This is a genomic window from Cohnella rhizosphaerae (assembly GCF_029525575.1).
GTDB lineage: Bacteria > Bacillota > Bacilli > Paenibacillales > Paenibacillaceae > Cohnella > Cohnella rhizosphaerae.
Map to the genome: position 1 here is coordinate 1081976 of NZ_JAPDIA010000008.1, position 13967 is coordinate 1095942.

Consider the following 13967-nt stretch of genomic DNA (forward strand, 5'->3'; position numbering starts at 1 on the left):
CTTCTTTTGCGGGGTTTCCCTGGCTCCGACTCCGAAGAGGCGCAAGGATGCTCACAAAAATTCGTTTCGCTTGTTTTTTTTTCTGACCCGAAAAAACCGGAGCAGCGCAAAAAAGCCCGCCCTTGACGGCAGGCTCATGAAAAACAAAACGAATCAGAATGAGATCGAACGATGCTCGCCGGCGCCGAATCGGTAGGTATCGACGCGCGATTGCCCGAAGTTCACCGTCACGATATCAAAGGCCGATTCGCTCAAAGTCCCGACCTTACGTTCGGGCGCTTCCGGGAAATCCTGATTCGTGCATGCGTTCAGCGTCGATATCATCGGGATTCCATCCCGATACACGGTTTGGTCGAAGTGAACGTGACCGAACAAGCAGCCGATAACCGTACGTTTACCTTGTTGCCCAAAGTCGGCCGCCACCCGGCGCACGCGTTCCCCCCTCGCCGACTTCCGCGTCATACGAACCTCCGTCACGGAATGCGCATACAATCCCCCCATAGCGCTTCGCCGTTTCTCACCGGGAAATCCGCTCCGAATACCTCATCCTGCAAAATTGCCACATGGGAAACGATCAGCACCCGCCAGTCCGGCTTGCCTCGCAAATGCAATGCTTCGTTCGCAAGCCAGTTCAGCTGCTCCGGAGAGAACGCGTATTCCCACTGTCCGAAATGCTCCATTGTGCCGCTATCCGGATCCGCGTATGGAATATCGATCGTATCGAGTACGATCACTCTTGTTTTTTTTAGCTTCGACGTCCGCGAAATAATAAAGACCGTCGGAACGCGTCGTATCCCACCTCGCCGCATCGAGAACGCCGTCTTGAATCAAGCGTCTCGTCTCCGAAGGAAAAATGACATGCCGGCCTCGGAGTTCCTCCCGGTCATGGCCATATATCGAATTGTCGTCATGGTTGCCCTTGACGCTCAGGACCGGCACGCCCGGCGTTCGAAGCGCATGGCAAATCTCCGTTTGCGAAGCCAATGTCCGATCCTTCGTCTCATTCGCGGCGCTGTCCCCTCCGTTCACGACCAGATCCAACGGGAGGCGCAAAGTCAATTCGCGTATGGCCCGAGCGGCTCTGAGCTGGTTGCCGCCGCAGGTATGATGCAAGTCCGTGACGAAAATCAAATTCAACGTCTCGTTCGTTTGCTTGTCCGTTAACGCTTCTACAGCCAGGTCTACCGCATGGCCATATCGTTCATCGATGTCTTCCAAGCGCTCATCTCCTTCATACCGAATCGATGCAGAATAGCTAGCGCCCGCCAATTCCGAGCAGCAAGATGCCCGCAAAAATGACGCAGGCGGATACGATGCGCGCGGCTTCCTTGCGCTCCTTCAGCCAATAGATGCCCGCGAACGCGCCGAACACCGTCCCGATCTCTCGAAGAGGCGCGATATAAGCCAGCTTCGAAGCATTCATGGCCAACAAAAACAATAAATAAGAGCCCGGAGACAGCACCGAGCCGATCGCCAGCTCACGCAGGCGTTGCTTGTCCTTCAAGCACCTTCGGATTTCCCTTAATCGGACAAATGGAATAAGACCGAGCAAAAATCCGATATTGGACACCTCCAGCAGACTGAGCGGCGTATAGTGCTGCAGGTTCAGCTTGTCGATCAATATGTAAGACAACGTGCAAAGGCTTACCGCTACCGTGTAAAGAACGGCGTTCAATGGAACGGCTTGCCGGTTCCTCCGGGCGCCGATGCCGCTGGACAGAAAGAACCCGGCCGCAATGCATAGCAGACCGATCCACCCCCACCCCGTCAACGTCTCATGCAAAAAAAAAGATTCCGATGAGTGGAAGCAATAATGCGTTCATTCCCCGCATCATCGGATAAACCTGGGAGACGTCTCCTTGCTCCAGCGATTTGGACAAAAAAATACCCATATCCGGCTTGCGCAGCCATGGATAGCGTCAACAACAATCCGCTTTGGCCGGCGATCCCTCTGCTGATCAATTCGGCAACCAGAACCGGCAATAAAAGCAGCGTACTCGGCAAAAGGACGAGCAGCAAAAATACTTGTTTATGACCGCTGCGCTTGGCGAGCAAATTCCACGTCGCATGCGCCGCTCCCGAGGCCAATACGAACCATATCGACAATTAACCACCCCAATACGCAATTTATTACACACAAACACAACATTTCACACAACACGATGAATATTATCATCGTACGAGATCAGCGTCAACCCTGAATGTCTCGCTCCCTTTAATCGCGAACTTGGGTGTCGGAAGGTCGGTCGAGACATAATAAAGCCGCTGCAATCAGATGCAGCGGCTTCTACGCGCAAGCTCAGGAACAGACGATTTCGATTCCTTTATCCTTATATAATCGAACGAGATCCGGCGCTACCCTGGAATCCGTGACGATTTTGTCGATATCGCGAAGCGCGCAAACCGGATATAGCGAGACGACTTCGAATTTGCTGCTGTCCGCAAGCGCGATGACTTTTTTTGGAGCGTTGCAGCATTTTCGCCTTTAGCTGAATTTCCCCGATACCGTAATCCGTGATTCCTTCCGACAGAGAGATACCGCTTGCGCTCATAAAAAAACGTATCCGCATGGAACTGCGCGACAAACGATTCCGCAAAATCCCCTACGACGCTTTGCTCTGAATTGCGTACGACGCCGCCTACGAAAATAATCGTAAACGACGGCTTGTTCATCAACAGATTGGCAATGGGAAATGAGTTCGTCATGACCGTGAGCCGTTCGAACTTCTCGCACAACACCTTGGCAAATTCCGTATTGGTCGTGCTGACATCGAGAATGAGAGATTGGCCTTCCTTAACGAAGCGGGATGCCGTCGTCGCCAGTTCTCTCTTTTCCTGCTTCTGCTCTTGTTCCCGAACCGTGAAGGGCAGCTCGTTTCGATATTCATTGTCCGGCAGCGTTGCTCCGCCGTGCACTCTGACCAAATATCTTTCCTTTTCCAGACGCTCCAGATCTCTTCTTATCGTCTCGAAGGAAACGCCGAATGCCTTCATCAAATCGTTCGCTTTGACGAATTGCTGACGATGCAGCATTTGAACGATTTTATTATGCCTTTCGCGAGCCAGCATGCCGAGCCTCCTACGCATTCTCGTTTACCTGGTGTCAGTTTAACATATCCGATAGATTGTATAAACGTCGGCCGCACGGCGAATACTTGGAACATATCTGCCAGGAAATGGAGTTCTCGCATGCAAGATTCGGAAAAGATCGACGGCACGCAGCTCGGTTTTTTAATTTTTACGTTTATCATATCGACGAATTTGTTGACCGTCCCTTCGCTCTCGGTCATGTTCGCGATGCAGGATGCCTGGATCTCGGAGCTGCTCGCGTCCGCGACCGGATTCGTCGGCATTTGGGTCATGTGCGAGCTGTCCAGGCGGTACCCCGGACTGTCCGTCGAACAATACAGCGCCCGCATCGTCGGGAAATGGCTCGGTAAATTAACGTCGGCGAACTACGCCTATTATTGGTTTATATCGATAACGACCATTACGATGCAGCATACGGGGTTTATCAGCACGCTTTTGCTTCCGGAAAGTCCCTTCCTCGTGATCAGCCTGACCTTTCTTGCCTTGAGCGGCGCGGCCGCCTGGCTTGGCATCGAAGTGATCTCGAGATCCAACGAATTTCTTACGCTGCTGCTGCTGGGACTCTTTATTCCGCTGTTGGTGCTAACGATCGCGGAAGCCGATGCCCATCTGCTCAAGCCGGTTCTTGAAAACGGATGGCTGCCGGTTCTGCAAGGCGCGGTTAATCCCGGAGGCGGCTTTATGAACCAGGTGTTTATTCTAGGGTGGCTCCTCCCTTACTTCCGGTCCTCGGTCGCCAAGGCGCGCCAAGCTTCGCTGCTTGCGCTGTCCGGCGTAACGCTGATGTCCGTCAGCCTGATCATGCTTACGCTTATGATCCTCGGTCCTCTAACCGGAAAATTGACTTATTCGTTCTTGAGCGTGGTGCAGTATATCGGAATCGAAGGTTCGTTCGAACGTCTGGAAGCGATCGCGGTGTCCACATGGGTGATCGGCTGCTTCATTAAAGTCGCGGTATCCCTGTTTATTTTTAGCGTATGCGTCAGCCACCTGTTCGAAATCCGGAATTACCGGGACCTCGTATTTCCGCTCACCTTGCTTTCGTTGATCGGAACGGTTTGGGTATTCCCCAACGCCGCCGCGCTGCTCGATTATCTCGTCTTTACGTTCCCCGTCCTGGCCTTTCTGAATCAGAGTCTCATTCCGCTCGCGCTTCTGATCGTGGACGGCGTCAAACGAATGGCCGCCCCTTCATTGCCGTAACAAAAAGTGCCCGACGGGGGCAAGCAGCCATTGCGCGGCCATCGCAAAGCTCGGCAGCTTCACTCGGGCAAGCAGCAAGGAACCGATGACGAGAGAGATGACCATCGTCCCGCCATACACGGCCGCTTCTTTGTTTTTTCGGCCCTCCAGCAGCGCTGTCAAACGCACGATCGTCCAGATCGTTCCGATTAATGCGTATGCTGCGATGTAAGCGATCATTTTCGGATCTCCTTTGGGTTCCATTGCAACGGCGGGCCCGCCATGCCCGCGCCGCTGATGTCCAGGCGGACATCGACCGCGATCTCCGCCTCGACGAATTTGCGGTTCCACTCGCTTTGGATCGCTTTCCATCGCTTCGGCTTGTTCTGATGGAGCAGCCGTCCGAAGCCGACGACATCCGCGCCGTATTCCTTCTGCAGCTTGAGCAAGACGTCCGCCACTTGCTTCCGCGCGGATTTTTCCAGCGCCGCCTTCGCGATGGCGATATTTTTCGGCCGCGTGACGTCCAGACGGGTATTGTTTTCGAACAAAGCGCCCTTTCCTTGCAGCAGAATCTTGAAGCGGATGCGGTCCCCGCTTGCGTCGGCCGCGATTTTTCGCTCGGCGTGCGTGACAAGCATGCCCACGTTCCCTTGTCCGCCCGGCAGCGCCGCATTGATTCTTTTGTCCTTCATATGGTTGGTCGCCCAGTTCAAACCGTCCGTCTCGCGTTCGTCCAGCTTTCCGACCATTTTCGTCTTTTTAAAAACGGCGGAACCCGCCAGCTTGAACATGCCGTTCTTCGCCGGATCGTTTCCCTCAGGCTCAACCTCGATGGCGCCCATGACGGGGTCGATACCTTCGCTTGAAGACGCTATGAAAAAATCTCTCAGGTTAACCGCGATCTCGCTGCGCTGTCCTTCCATTTCCTTGACCGCCTCCATCGGTACCTGGTCGAAGGGATACTTCGTCTGCAGCAATTGCTTCGCTTGTCCCCCCTTTACGACCATGATGTACGTGCGCAACCGTTGGCGAGGATCGTGCGCAAACACGTCGATCACGCCTTCGATTCCGCGCCGGCCCAGCGCTTCGCCGATGAGGATCACGCTGCGATGAGCCGTAAATAGCTTGCGCGAGCTTTTTTTCTGCAGCTTTTCGAAGGCTTCGTTCGCGTTTTTGCCGGCGGCCGATACGACGAAAAATTTTTGCTGCGGCCCGCCGCCAGCGCCGCCGGGCGTCGAAGAAGGTATGGCGATCTGAAGCGACAGCAAATAGTCGCCGTTGTCCGTCAGATCGAACGCGCTGCCGGTTATAAAAGCCAGATCGTTGATCTCCGTACGGTCCCAGCAGCCGCTCAGCAAACATGCGGACAACAGACAGCTAGCCTGCAACGCGCGTCTCACGACCGGTTCCCCCCGATACGGATTCGGCTGCTGTCCTGCCGGCTCGCGAACCCGATCGGCCGTCGCCGTCGCTTGCGGACGATGTCTTTTCGCCCAGATCGGAGCCCGTATGAGGATGTCCTTCAAGCTCTTCGACTGAATCGGACCGAGCGGCGCCAGATAGGGAACGCCGAAGGAGCGCAAAGAAACCAGGTGCAGGACAATGCATAAAAATCCGAGCACGATACCGTACAAGCCGAGCGTCCCTGCCAGGAATAGCATCGGAAACCGGAGCAGCCGTACGCCGCTGGCGAAGCTGTACCGCGGTATCGTAAACGTAGCGATGCCCGTGATCGATACGATGATGACGACCGGCGCGGAGATGATGCCGGCCTGCACGGCCGCCTGGCCGATGACGAGCGCGCCGACGATGCTGATCGCTTGTCCGATTTGTTTGGGGAGCCGGATGCCTGCCTCTCTCAACGCCTCGAAGACGATCTCCATCAACAGCGCCTCGAACAAAGCCGGGAAAGGGACGGCCTCTCTGGCGGATGCGATGCTCAGCACCAGGTTCGTCGGGATCATTTCCTGATGAAAAGTGGTGATTGCCACATACAAGGAAGGCGCGAAAATGGCGATAAAGATGAACAAGAAGCGAACCCAGCGCACGAAGGTGGCGACGGGCCAGCGCGTATAATAGTCCTCGCTCGCCTGCAGGCCGGTCCAAAACGTCATGGGTACGATCAGCGCGAACGGCGAGTTGTCGACCAATATCGCGACCTTGCCCTCCAGCAGCTCGGCGGCGACGACGTCGGGCCGTTCGGTGCTGTGCGTCTGGGGAAACGGGGAGTACGGCAAGTCCTCGATGAACTCCTCGAGGTAACCGGAATCCATCACGCCGTCGATCCGAATGCGTCTTACTCTCTCTCGCACCTCTCCGACCAGCGAATCCGCCGCGATTCCCGCGATATAAGCGAGCACGACGTCCGTGCGGGACAGCTCCCCGATCGCGACCGACTCCAGCTTCAGCCGGGGCGTCTTCAGCCGGTTGCGCAGCAAGCCCATGTTCGTGGAAATACGCTCGATAAATCCGTCTCTCGGTCCTCGGATGACCGGTTCGGATGAGGGCTCTTCAAGACTCCGCTGCTTGACGCCGTCCGCCTTCGCCAGCAAACCCTCGCAGTCGCCGTCTTGAAGCACGAGCGCCTGGCCGTTCAACAGCTGACGCACGATCTCGCCCACGTCCGAGGACAGCTTCGCGGAACCCGCCGTGATCAGCTGAATCCCGAGCGGCTCCGCGCCGACGGTCTCGCGGCCGGCTGCCGGAAAGGCGCCGCGCGCCGTCAGCGGCCTTAAAATATGTTCGTCGACGATCGTCTCATCAACAAGACTGGAAATATAAATAACCGCAAGCCGCGCCTCTCCGGTACGCGCGAGGCTGCGGAAGACCATATCCGAGCAGTCCTTGAATATATCCCGTAACGACGCCTCGTTTTGCTCCAGCGACTCCGTCAGCTTCCCGCCCGCTGCGCCTTCGGTTCCCATGACGACGAGCGGCTTCGGTTTCCCACGCATCCATTTTCTCAGTCGTTTCAAACCGAGAGGCCCTCCCCAAAGAAAACCGCGATAGCTATACTTTCCCAACCGCCGCGTGAAAATATGCGATGCGCAAAAAAGCGAAATCCCCCTGACGCGAACGAACGATCTCGTTTGCGCCAAGGGATTTCATTCAGAAGGGTTCGTATCAGACGATCACGCGATAGTGGAGCTGAACGACGCCGCATCGGAAGCGGCGCTCACCGAGCAACTCGAGCCGCACGCGGAGGTTGTCCGGCAATGCTCGCTTGCCTCCGCCCAAGACGATCGGATTAAGAAGCAGATGACATTCGTCGATCAGTCCCGCGCTCATCGCTTGCCCGGCAAGCTCGGGGCCGCCGATCGTCAAGTCGGCTTCTGACGACGCCTTCAGTCTGCGGATCGCGTCGGGATCGAATTCGCGCTCAATCCTCGTGCTGGCGCTGGAAACCGACTCAAGCGTCCGGGAATAAACGATCTTCCCGGCGGCTCGCCAAATCTGCGCGAAGTCGCGCATCATATCGGGTTGATCGCCGGTGGAAGGGTTCAATTTGACGTTCGCCGTCTCCCAGTACACCATCGACTCGTACATGCGACGCCCGTACAGGTAAGTTCCGATCGGCCGCTGGAAGTCCGTCCAGAACGCAAATACCTCGTCATCCGAGATCGACCAATCCAGATTGCCGCGTTCGTCCTCCATGTAGCCGTCCAAAGATACATTAGCAACGTAGATCAGTTTAGCCATTTCGAAAACGCCCTCCAATCGCTGTTCTTATACGATATTTTAAGATATTTCCGTTCGGCTTGTTTCTTATGGATTGCTAATATGACCTGCGCGTATGTCGAGCGTAAAAATGACCCCGCGGCGTCAAGGCGCATACCGTATAGATGTCACAACACCTAAATCGGCCAATTTAAGGGGGGGGGCTACACGTTGACAGACCCATATGGCGTCCCACGGACAAGATCCTTTCAACGGGGATTGTTGGATTCGCTTCGAGAAGGAGGCTACATTTTCTATTCCAGGCATGGGGAAGCGACCGAAGGCTCGGACCAGGCGAATTTAAGCTTTCAAGATTGTACGACCCAACGCAATCTCTCCGCATTGGGAAGAATGCAGGCTGTGTTGTATGGAGATATCTTTAAGAGGCGAAGGATTCCCGTATCGCTTCCCATTGTGGTCAGTCCGTTTTGCAGAGCAATCGAAACCGCTGCGCTGGCCTTCCGAACGGATAATATGAAAGTCGATCCGTTAGGTTACGATATCTATCGTTTGAGCGGCAATTTGGATCAGATGGAACGATCGCGCATATTAAACGACCTTGGCAAGACGTTGGAAGCGCAGCCGCCTGAGGGGAGCAACACAGTAATCATTTCGCATAGCTTCCCGGCAGGCGTGGGACTCGGTCCAATCCCCGACATGGGAACGGTTGTCGTGAGACCCCATGGCCGCGGAAAGGGGTTCGATGTGGTCGCAAGGCTATCCCTGGAGGAATTTAACCGTCTCGGCGGCTAAGGATACAACGCAAAGGGAGCAGGAATCGCCCTGCTCCCTGCTTCTATCTTGCGATGCTGCGGCGCGATTCCGGCTGCCTTTGCCTTATCGTCCTTCTTTATAGACGGGATATCCGGTAAATTTAAAGTCCTTCCCCAGCTTCTCTACGCCAAGGTCGTTAATCTCGACGGCATCGTTCATCTTGTCAATGCCTGTTCCTTCCAAAAACGTTGGCGCATCGCGGCCGCCGATCAACTTGGGCGCGATATAGATCACGACTTTATCGACGAGCCGGCTTTCGAAAAAGGAAGCGTTGATCTCGCTGCCGCCCTCGATCAAAAGCGAAGACAACATCCGTTCGCCCAGCGTGCGGACGACTTCCGAGGGATCGACTCTGCCGCTTTGCGAGGTTACGAAGACGGCTACCCCCGCCGCTTCCAGCGCCTTCTTTTTTTCGCGATCGTACGCGGGCGTCGTGAACACCCAGGTCGGCGCCTCCCCGTCCGTGACGACCCGCGCGTCCAGCGGCAGCCGCAAGGTGGAATCCAGGATGACGCGGACCGGATTTCTTCCGTTCGGCAGCCGGGTCGTCAACTGGGAGTCGTCCTTGATGATCGTCGTGACGCCGACGAGTATCGCGGCGTTCTGATTGCGAAGCAGATGAACGTCTTCGCGCGCAGCCTCCGAAGTGATCCATTTGCTGTCGGAGACGCGGCTTGCGGTCTTGCCGTCCATCGTGATCGCGGACTTGAGCGTGACGAAGGGAAGTCCGCTGACGATGAATTTGTTGAATACCTCGTTCATCCGCCGCGACGCCTCCTCGCAGACGCCGACGATGACCTCGATGCCCGCTTCCCGCAATATGGCGACGCCCCGGCCCGACACTAAGGGATTCGGGTCGAGCGTAGCGACGACGACCCGCCGAATGCCCGCTTCCACGATCGCCACCGCGCAAGGTCCCGTCCTGCCGTGGTGCGAACAGGGCTCGAGCGTGACGTAGATCGTCGCTCCGCGCGCATGCTCGCCCGCCATCCGAATCGCATGAATCTCGGCGTGAGGCTCCCCGGCTTTCATATGGACCCCGACCCCGACGATCCGGTTGTCGTTCACGATGACGGAGCCGACGAGCGGATTCGGGTCCGTCTGACCCTTCATAGCCGACGCATTTTGCAAGGCGAGCTGCATGTAAAATTCGTGGCTGGTCATGTTAGTCATTGTTGCAGCAGCCTTCGCCTTCGTTCAAGTGTCCTGCGCGTTCGATCTTCGTTTTGAGATATTTCTCGTTGTACTCGGAGACGTCTCCCCACAGTTGTACGCGATCCTCCACGTCAAGACCGGCCTGGCGAAGCGCTTCGAGCTTCTTGGGATTGTTCGTGATCAGCGTGACCGGCTTGGCGCGAAGCGCCTTTAACACCTTGATCGCATCGCCGTAATCGCGCGAATCGTCCACGAAGCCGAGCTGCAGATTGGCGTCGACCGTGTCGTATCCGTTTTCCTGAAGGATATAGGCGAGCGCCTTGCTGAACAGGCCGATTCCGCGGCCTTCATGATTCGCCAAATAAAAAATCGCGCCGCTGCCGTGCTCGGCGACATGCTTCATCGACTGCTTGAGTTGGTAGCCGCAGTCGCAGCGCTTGCTGCCGAATATATCGCCGGTATGGCAGATGGAGTGGAACCGGATGAGCGCGTGTTCGGCATTTTCGAAATCGCCGTGCACGAGCACGCTCGACTGCTGCATTTCCGCCAGATTGACGGAAGACAGCTTGGCGATGATGCGTTCGAAGTCGTCCGCCACTTCCTCGCAGTTCAGCCAGCAATACCATTTGAATTCGACCGTTTCCCCGAACAGATTGACGGGAAGCTTGATGGGCCCGACCAAATAAATGGCGCCTTTATCGGTGTGGATCAGCTTCACTTTGCCTTGCAGAAGGGACAGAACTTGGGAATCGAAATGCTGCGCGACCGGCATGTCAAGGACTCCTTTGAATGGTTTTCCGATGAAGCTTCGATTTATGTTGCGCGAAATGTCGGCTTTTTTAATTTGGATGTCCGGCGCGCCAGCGCGAGGCTGCCGGTCTACGCCATTTTGATGGACGAAAACGGACTTGTCAATAAAGCCTGGCGCTTGCGCGAAGCGGGCCAAGTCGAGCGAACCGGCCGCCGTGAAGCGATGAGGCATGCACCTGGATCCCGGCTATCATCGGTTTTATAAATATTCGCAAAACACAAGACGATTGCCAAAAGGATCCGTGACCGTGCATTCTTCGGTATTCCACGGCTTTTTTTTCCAAGCCGGGCCTGGCGTATGCGTACTGTTTGCCGACGAGTTCCTTTTGCAGCTCCCTCACGCCGTTCATATTGATGCGAATGCCTGCGCCGGGACAGCAGTCTCCATGATGCTCGCTCAGATGAAGCTGAATGCCGCCTTTGGATATCTGCATATACAGCGGCATTTCCGGCTCGAACCGATGCTCCCAGTCCACCGAGAACCCGAGAAAGTCGATGTAAAACGTCCTTGCTTTGGCTTCGTCGAAAATACGCAGAATCGGAATGACATGCGAAAATTGCATCATGGACCGGCCTCCGTACGTGTCGAATTGGCTTGCTCACCTTCGAGTAATTCGCCGCCGTCTCCGTTTTTTCCTGTGCGATCAGCTTGCCGCTCACGCAAGCGGAAGCAAAACGCTGGCGCAGACGGTCCCCTGCCTGCTCATGACCGCATCGGTCGGCGACGGGAACGGCCGGCTTGCGCGCGTTCGGTCAGCGTCGCCGAGCCGTAACGGATGCGCGAACCGCAGCCGCGCAGCACCTCGTCTACGATGACGCGCGAAGCGTCCGCATGCGCATTCGGGCAAGCAGGTTTGCTTGCGGCGCTTTGGAGCGCGCTGTCGACGGCAGCGCGCAGGGACGACGCATTCGTCGCCATGCGCAGCGCGCTTCTTCGTTGCCAATATTCCGCATTGCCTTGCTCCTGCCCAGGTATCGGTCTGTATACGACGACGGGCACGCCCAGCGAGAGGGCCTCGGTCAGCGTCACCGCCCCTGCCTTCGTCACGATGCAGGACGCGACGGACATATACGCTTCGATGTGATCAGCGAATCCGATCACGCGCACGCGCGTTTGGCGTTCATAGCGTTTGGCCAGCCTGCGGCAGAGCTTATCGTCGCGACCGGCGACGAGCAGCAGCGTGGCTGACTGCGCCTGCGCGAACAGCGACGCAACGAGACGATCCGGCTCCGCCAGCGCGCCGAGCATGACGAGGATGTAGGTCCGGTCGGGATCGAGACCCTTTTCCTCGCAAATGTCGCGCCTGGAGCGGCGCTGGTCCAGAAATTGCCCGCGGATCGGAATACCCGTGACGTGAATGCGATCTTCGCGGATGCCCATGCCCGCAAGCTGCGTCTTCAACTCGTCCGCGGCCACGAAGTAGCCGTCCGTACGGGGATGAACCCAGCGGGTATGGAGCTCGTAATCCGTTATAACGGTGTAGGTTGGAATCGAGATGCCGGCGGACGCCATCGCCGCGTACGTCGCGAGGAAGGGAAACGTATGGATGACTGCGTCGGGCCTGATCGTTCGCAGAAGCGAAGTCATCTTGCCTTGGCCGAGGGCGTGCAGCCATCTGCCGAGCGGGCGATCGTGGGTCATGCCGTTGGTGACGCGGTAGCTCCAGCCGTACGTTTTCGGGAACCACGTCATGCTTCTCGCATACGCGAAACGCACGATCGCGTCCATCGCGGGATGCGCCTCGCCGAACAGATCGACGAGATGTACCTCGAATCGCGCATCGGGATGCGAGGCGAACTGCTGCTCCAAAGCTTTGGACACCTGGTAATGCCCGTCACCGAATCTGGCGTATACGATGACTATTTTCCATGCCCGCTCCTTCATCGCCGTTCCCCCCTCCGGCCAAGCGTATCGCGGCAGGCGCGAAGCGCTCGCTCTCACCTCAATATAAGGCGCGATCCTAATCGGCGGATAAAGCGTCGTTTAACGGGATGTAAACATTAAATTTTTGCGGGCAATCGCTGAATGCAAGTCACGCAGGGGACATCGGACTCAGGAGCCGTTATTACATAAAAAACCGGTCACATCGCGATTGTTTCGGACCGGAGGGACGTTATTTAACCGAATTTAGCCTAAAACAGGCAGGCGGTCCCTCAATAACGGTCCCTGAGTCCGCAAGCAGGCCGCCAATCGCGAGTTGAACAAAAATAACGGCCCCTCAGTCCTTTCGCGATGCGCGATGCACGCCCAAAAGGCCTCATCGGCGTTTTTCTAACCCCGATCACGATGCCGATCGTATCTGCGGTACGCCCAAATCGTGGACGTCAGCCAAAATCCGCTGGCCAGATATCCGCCGATCACGTCGCTCGGGTAGTGGACGCCCAAGTAAATCCGGCTTGCGCCGATGGCGAGTACGAGCGCCGAGCAAGCTGCGACGAGGATCGCTCTTCCCCCCCCGGCCGGGGATATGCGTCCACAGCAAGTAAGCCGATATGCCGTATAGGCTGAACGCGCCCATCGAATGCCCGCTCGGGAAGCTGTAACCGGCTGCCTGAACGATCCGGTGCAGGTCGGGACGCTCGCGGTGGAACGCCAGCTTAAGCACCACGTTGAGCAATTGGGATCCGGCGAGCGCGAAGACGAACAGCAGCAGCTCCCGCCGGTGCCGCAGCACGAAAAACAAGACCAGCCCGATCGCCACAGCGATCGCCGTTACCGGCAGTCCCGCCCCGATCGCGGTGAACAACTTCATGACCTGCGAAAGCGCCGGCGACTCGGCCCCTTGCACGAAACGAATGACCGCACGATCGAATGCATTCAAGCGATGGTATCCGACCAGCAGCGCAATGAGGCCGAACCCCGCCGCGAACAAGATGCTGAGCAGAAGCGCCGCGCCCAGCCTAAGCGTAAGCTTCATCGAAGAGAACTCCCCCCATCTTCATACGGTTGGCGCGGCGAAATCTTCGGCCGGCGTAAGCGTTGCGCAGCTCATTTAACTGCATTAACAATAGAAATATATCCCATAGACGGCACATTGTCGAATCCCGTGCGACAGTGCGGCATCGGCGGTCGAAGCTCGGTTGCTTCATTCTTCATCTTCGACAATTACGGCTACGTCGATTCCCTTGAAAACAGATCATTAATCGCCTTAATTAACGACATAAACGTTTAATATTCATCATGATCCGACAGGGCCATCGCACGAAAATGTACGCTGAAAATGTCTCCGGGCGTC

The 13967-nt window shown here is 56.5% G+C and carries 15 protein-coding genes and 2 pseudogenes; 3 read left to right on the plus strand and 14 right to left on the minus strand.

The genetic code is table 11. The features are described 5' to 3' along the window. Positions 1–153: 153 nt before the first annotated feature. The 6 genes from OMP40_RS28540 to OMP40_RS28565 form a co-directional block, all read right to left on the minus strand. On the minus strand, positions 154–462 hold the full coding sequence (locus tag OMP40_RS28540) for a hypothetical protein (RefSeq protein ID WP_277536399.1): 309 nt from the start codon (positions 460–462) through the stop codon (positions 154–156). A gap of 11 nt (positions 463–473) precedes the next feature. Continuing rightward, on the minus strand, positions 474–680 hold the full coding sequence (locus OMP40_RS28545; protein WP_277536402.1) for a hypothetical protein: 207 nt from the start codon (positions 678–680) through the stop codon (positions 474–476). A gap of 7 nt (positions 681–687) precedes the next feature. Continuing rightward, positions 688–1218, minus strand: coding sequence for a metallophosphoesterase (locus tag OMP40_RS28550; RefSeq protein ID WP_277536404.1), 531 nt, complete (start codon positions 1216–1218; stop codon positions 688–690). Between the two features lie 37 nt (positions 1219–1255). Next, a complete protein-coding gene (locus tag OMP40_RS28555) occupies positions 1256–1783 on the minus strand; it encodes a GRP family sugar transporter (protein WP_277536406.1) in 528 nt (175 codons plus the stop codon). After that, the gene (locus OMP40_RS28560) at positions 1768–2106 is read right to left on the minus strand and encodes a hypothetical protein (RefSeq protein ID WP_277536408.1); all 339 of its coding nucleotides are present in this window, start codon (positions 2104–2106) and stop codon (positions 1768–1770) included. The genes OMP40_RS28555 and OMP40_RS28560 overlap by 16 nt, the downstream gene beginning before the upstream one ends. Before the next feature lie 249 nt (positions 2107–2355). Then, entirely contained in the window at positions 2356–2994 is a 639-nt protein-coding gene (locus OMP40_RS28565) for a DeoR/GlpR family DNA-binding transcription regulator (RefSeq protein ID WP_338131254.1), read from the minus strand. A gap of 195 nt (positions 2995–3189) precedes the next feature. On the opposite strand from OMP40_RS28565, the gene OMP40_RS28570 reads away from it, so the two are divergent. Next, positions 3190–4293: a GerAB/ArcD/ProY family transporter gene (locus OMP40_RS28570; protein ID WP_277536411.1), complete on the plus strand. Its 1104-nt coding sequence runs from the start codon at positions 3190–3192 to the stop codon at positions 4291–4293. On the opposite strand, the gene OMP40_RS28575 is transcribed toward OMP40_RS28570, so the two are convergent. The 3 genes from OMP40_RS28575 to OMP40_RS28585 form a co-directional block, all read right to left on the minus strand. Beyond that, entirely contained in the window at positions 4282–4512 is a 231-nt protein-coding gene (locus tag OMP40_RS28575) for a hypothetical protein (RefSeq protein WP_277536414.1), read from the minus strand. The two genes, OMP40_RS28570 and OMP40_RS28575, sit on opposite strands and share 12 nt — an antisense overlap. Then, positions 4509–7199, minus strand: a complete 2691-nt coding sequence (locus tag OMP40_RS28580) for a Ger(x)C family spore germination protein (RefSeq protein WP_420872090.1) — start codon at positions 7197–7199, stop codon at positions 4509–4511. Before OMP40_RS28580 ends, OMP40_RS28575 begins: the two co-directional genes overlap by 4 nt. Positions 7200–7398: 199 nt before the next feature. Beyond that, positions 7399–7974: a dihydrofolate reductase family protein gene (locus OMP40_RS28585; RefSeq protein WP_277536419.1), complete on the minus strand. Its 576-nt coding sequence runs from the start codon at positions 7972–7974 to the stop codon at positions 7399–7401. A gap of 237 nt (positions 7975–8211) precedes the next feature. Between OMP40_RS28585 and OMP40_RS28590 the strand changes: the two genes are divergently transcribed. After that, entirely contained in the window at positions 8212–8745 is a 534-nt protein-coding gene (locus OMP40_RS28590) for a histidine phosphatase family protein (protein ID WP_277536422.1), read from the plus strand. Between the two features lie 84 nt (positions 8746–8829). Here the strand turns inward: OMP40_RS28590 and ribD are convergent, their stop codons facing one another. Both ribD and OMP40_RS28600 read right to left on the minus strand, forming a co-directional pair. Further along, positions 8830–9930, minus strand: a complete 1101-nt coding sequence (gene ribD, locus OMP40_RS28595) for a bifunctional diaminohydroxyphosphoribosylaminopyrimidine deaminase/5-amino-6-(5-phosphoribosylamino)uracil reductase RibD (RefSeq protein ID WP_277538088.1) — start codon at positions 9928–9930, stop codon at positions 8830–8832. Between the two features lies 1 nt (position 9931). Continuing rightward, the gene (locus OMP40_RS28600) at positions 9932–10693 is read right to left on the minus strand and encodes a GTP cyclohydrolase II (protein ID WP_277536425.1); all 762 of its coding nucleotides are present in this window, start codon (positions 10691–10693) and stop codon (positions 9932–9934) included. Between OMP40_RS28600 and OMP40_RS28605 the strand changes: the two genes are divergently transcribed. Beyond that, positions 10676–10936, plus strand: a complete 261-nt coding sequence (locus tag OMP40_RS28605; RefSeq protein WP_277536428.1) for a hypothetical protein — start codon at positions 10676–10678, stop codon at positions 10934–10936. The two genes, OMP40_RS28600 and OMP40_RS28605, sit on opposite strands and share 18 nt — an antisense overlap. Here the strand turns inward: OMP40_RS28605 and OMP40_RS28610 are convergent. From OMP40_RS28610 to OMP40_RS40560, 3 genes and pseudogenes are all read right to left on the minus strand, one after another. Further along, positions 10931–11294, minus strand: a pseudogene (locus OMP40_RS28610) (glyoxalase superfamily protein). The gene OMP40_RS28605 and the pseudogene OMP40_RS28610 sit on opposite strands and share 6 nt — an antisense overlap. 140 nt (positions 11295–11434) lie before the next feature. Next, the gene (locus tag OMP40_RS28615) at positions 11435–12616 is read right to left on the minus strand and encodes an MGDG synthase family glycosyltransferase (RefSeq protein ID WP_277536431.1); all 1182 of its coding nucleotides are present in this window, start codon (positions 12614–12616) and stop codon (positions 11435–11437) included. A 387-nt stretch (positions 12617–13003) separates the two neighbouring features. Then, positions 13004–13649: pseudogene (locus OMP40_RS40560) on the minus strand (phosphatase PAP2 family protein). Between the last annotated feature and the right edge of the window lie 318 nt (positions 13650–13967).

Excerpts from the sequence above, each read along its gene's own strand:
- OMP40_RS28600 (WP_277536425.1), bottom strand. The coding sequence starts at position 10,693 with ATGCCGGTCGCGCAGCATTTCGATTCCCAAGTTCTGTCCCTTCTGCAA.
- OMP40_RS28545 (WP_277536402.1), bottom strand. The coding sequence starts at position 680 with ATGGAGCATTTCGGACAGTGGGAATACGCGTTCTCTCCGGAGCAGCTG.
- OMP40_RS28540 (WP_277536399.1), bottom strand. The coding sequence starts at position 462 with ATGACGCGGAAGTCGGCGAGGGGGGAACGCGTGCGCCGGGTGGCGGCC.
- OMP40_RS28605 (WP_277536428.1), top strand. The coding sequence starts at position 10,676 with ATGCTGCGCGACCGGCATGTCAAGGACTCCTTTGAATGGTTTTCCGAT.
- OMP40_RS28585 (WP_277536419.1), bottom strand. The coding sequence starts at position 7,974 with ATGGCTAAACTGATCTACGTTGCTAATGTATCTTTGGACGGCTACATG.
- OMP40_RS28615 (WP_277536431.1), bottom strand. The coding sequence starts at position 12,616 with ATGAAGGAGCGGGCATGGAAAATAGTCATCGTATACGCCAGATTCGGT.
- OMP40_RS28565 (WP_338131254.1), bottom strand. The coding sequence starts at position 2,994 with ATGAAGGCATTCGGCGTTTCCTTCGAGACGATAAGAAGAGATCTGGAG.
- OMP40_RS28580 (WP_420872090.1), bottom strand. The coding sequence starts at position 7,199 with ATGGGAACCGAAGGCGCAGCGGGCGGGAAGCTGACGGAGTCGCTGGAG.
- OMP40_RS28570 (WP_277536411.1), top strand. The coding sequence starts at position 3,190 with ATGCAAGATTCGGAAAAGATCGACGGCACGCAGCTCGGTTTTTTAATT.
- OMP40_RS28575 (WP_277536414.1), bottom strand. The coding sequence starts at position 4,512 with ATGATCGCTTACATCGCAGCATACGCATTAATCGGAACGATCTGGACG.
- ribD (WP_277538088.1), bottom strand. The coding sequence starts at position 9,930 with ATGACCAGCCACGAATTTTACATGCAGCTCGCCTTGCAAAATGCGTCG.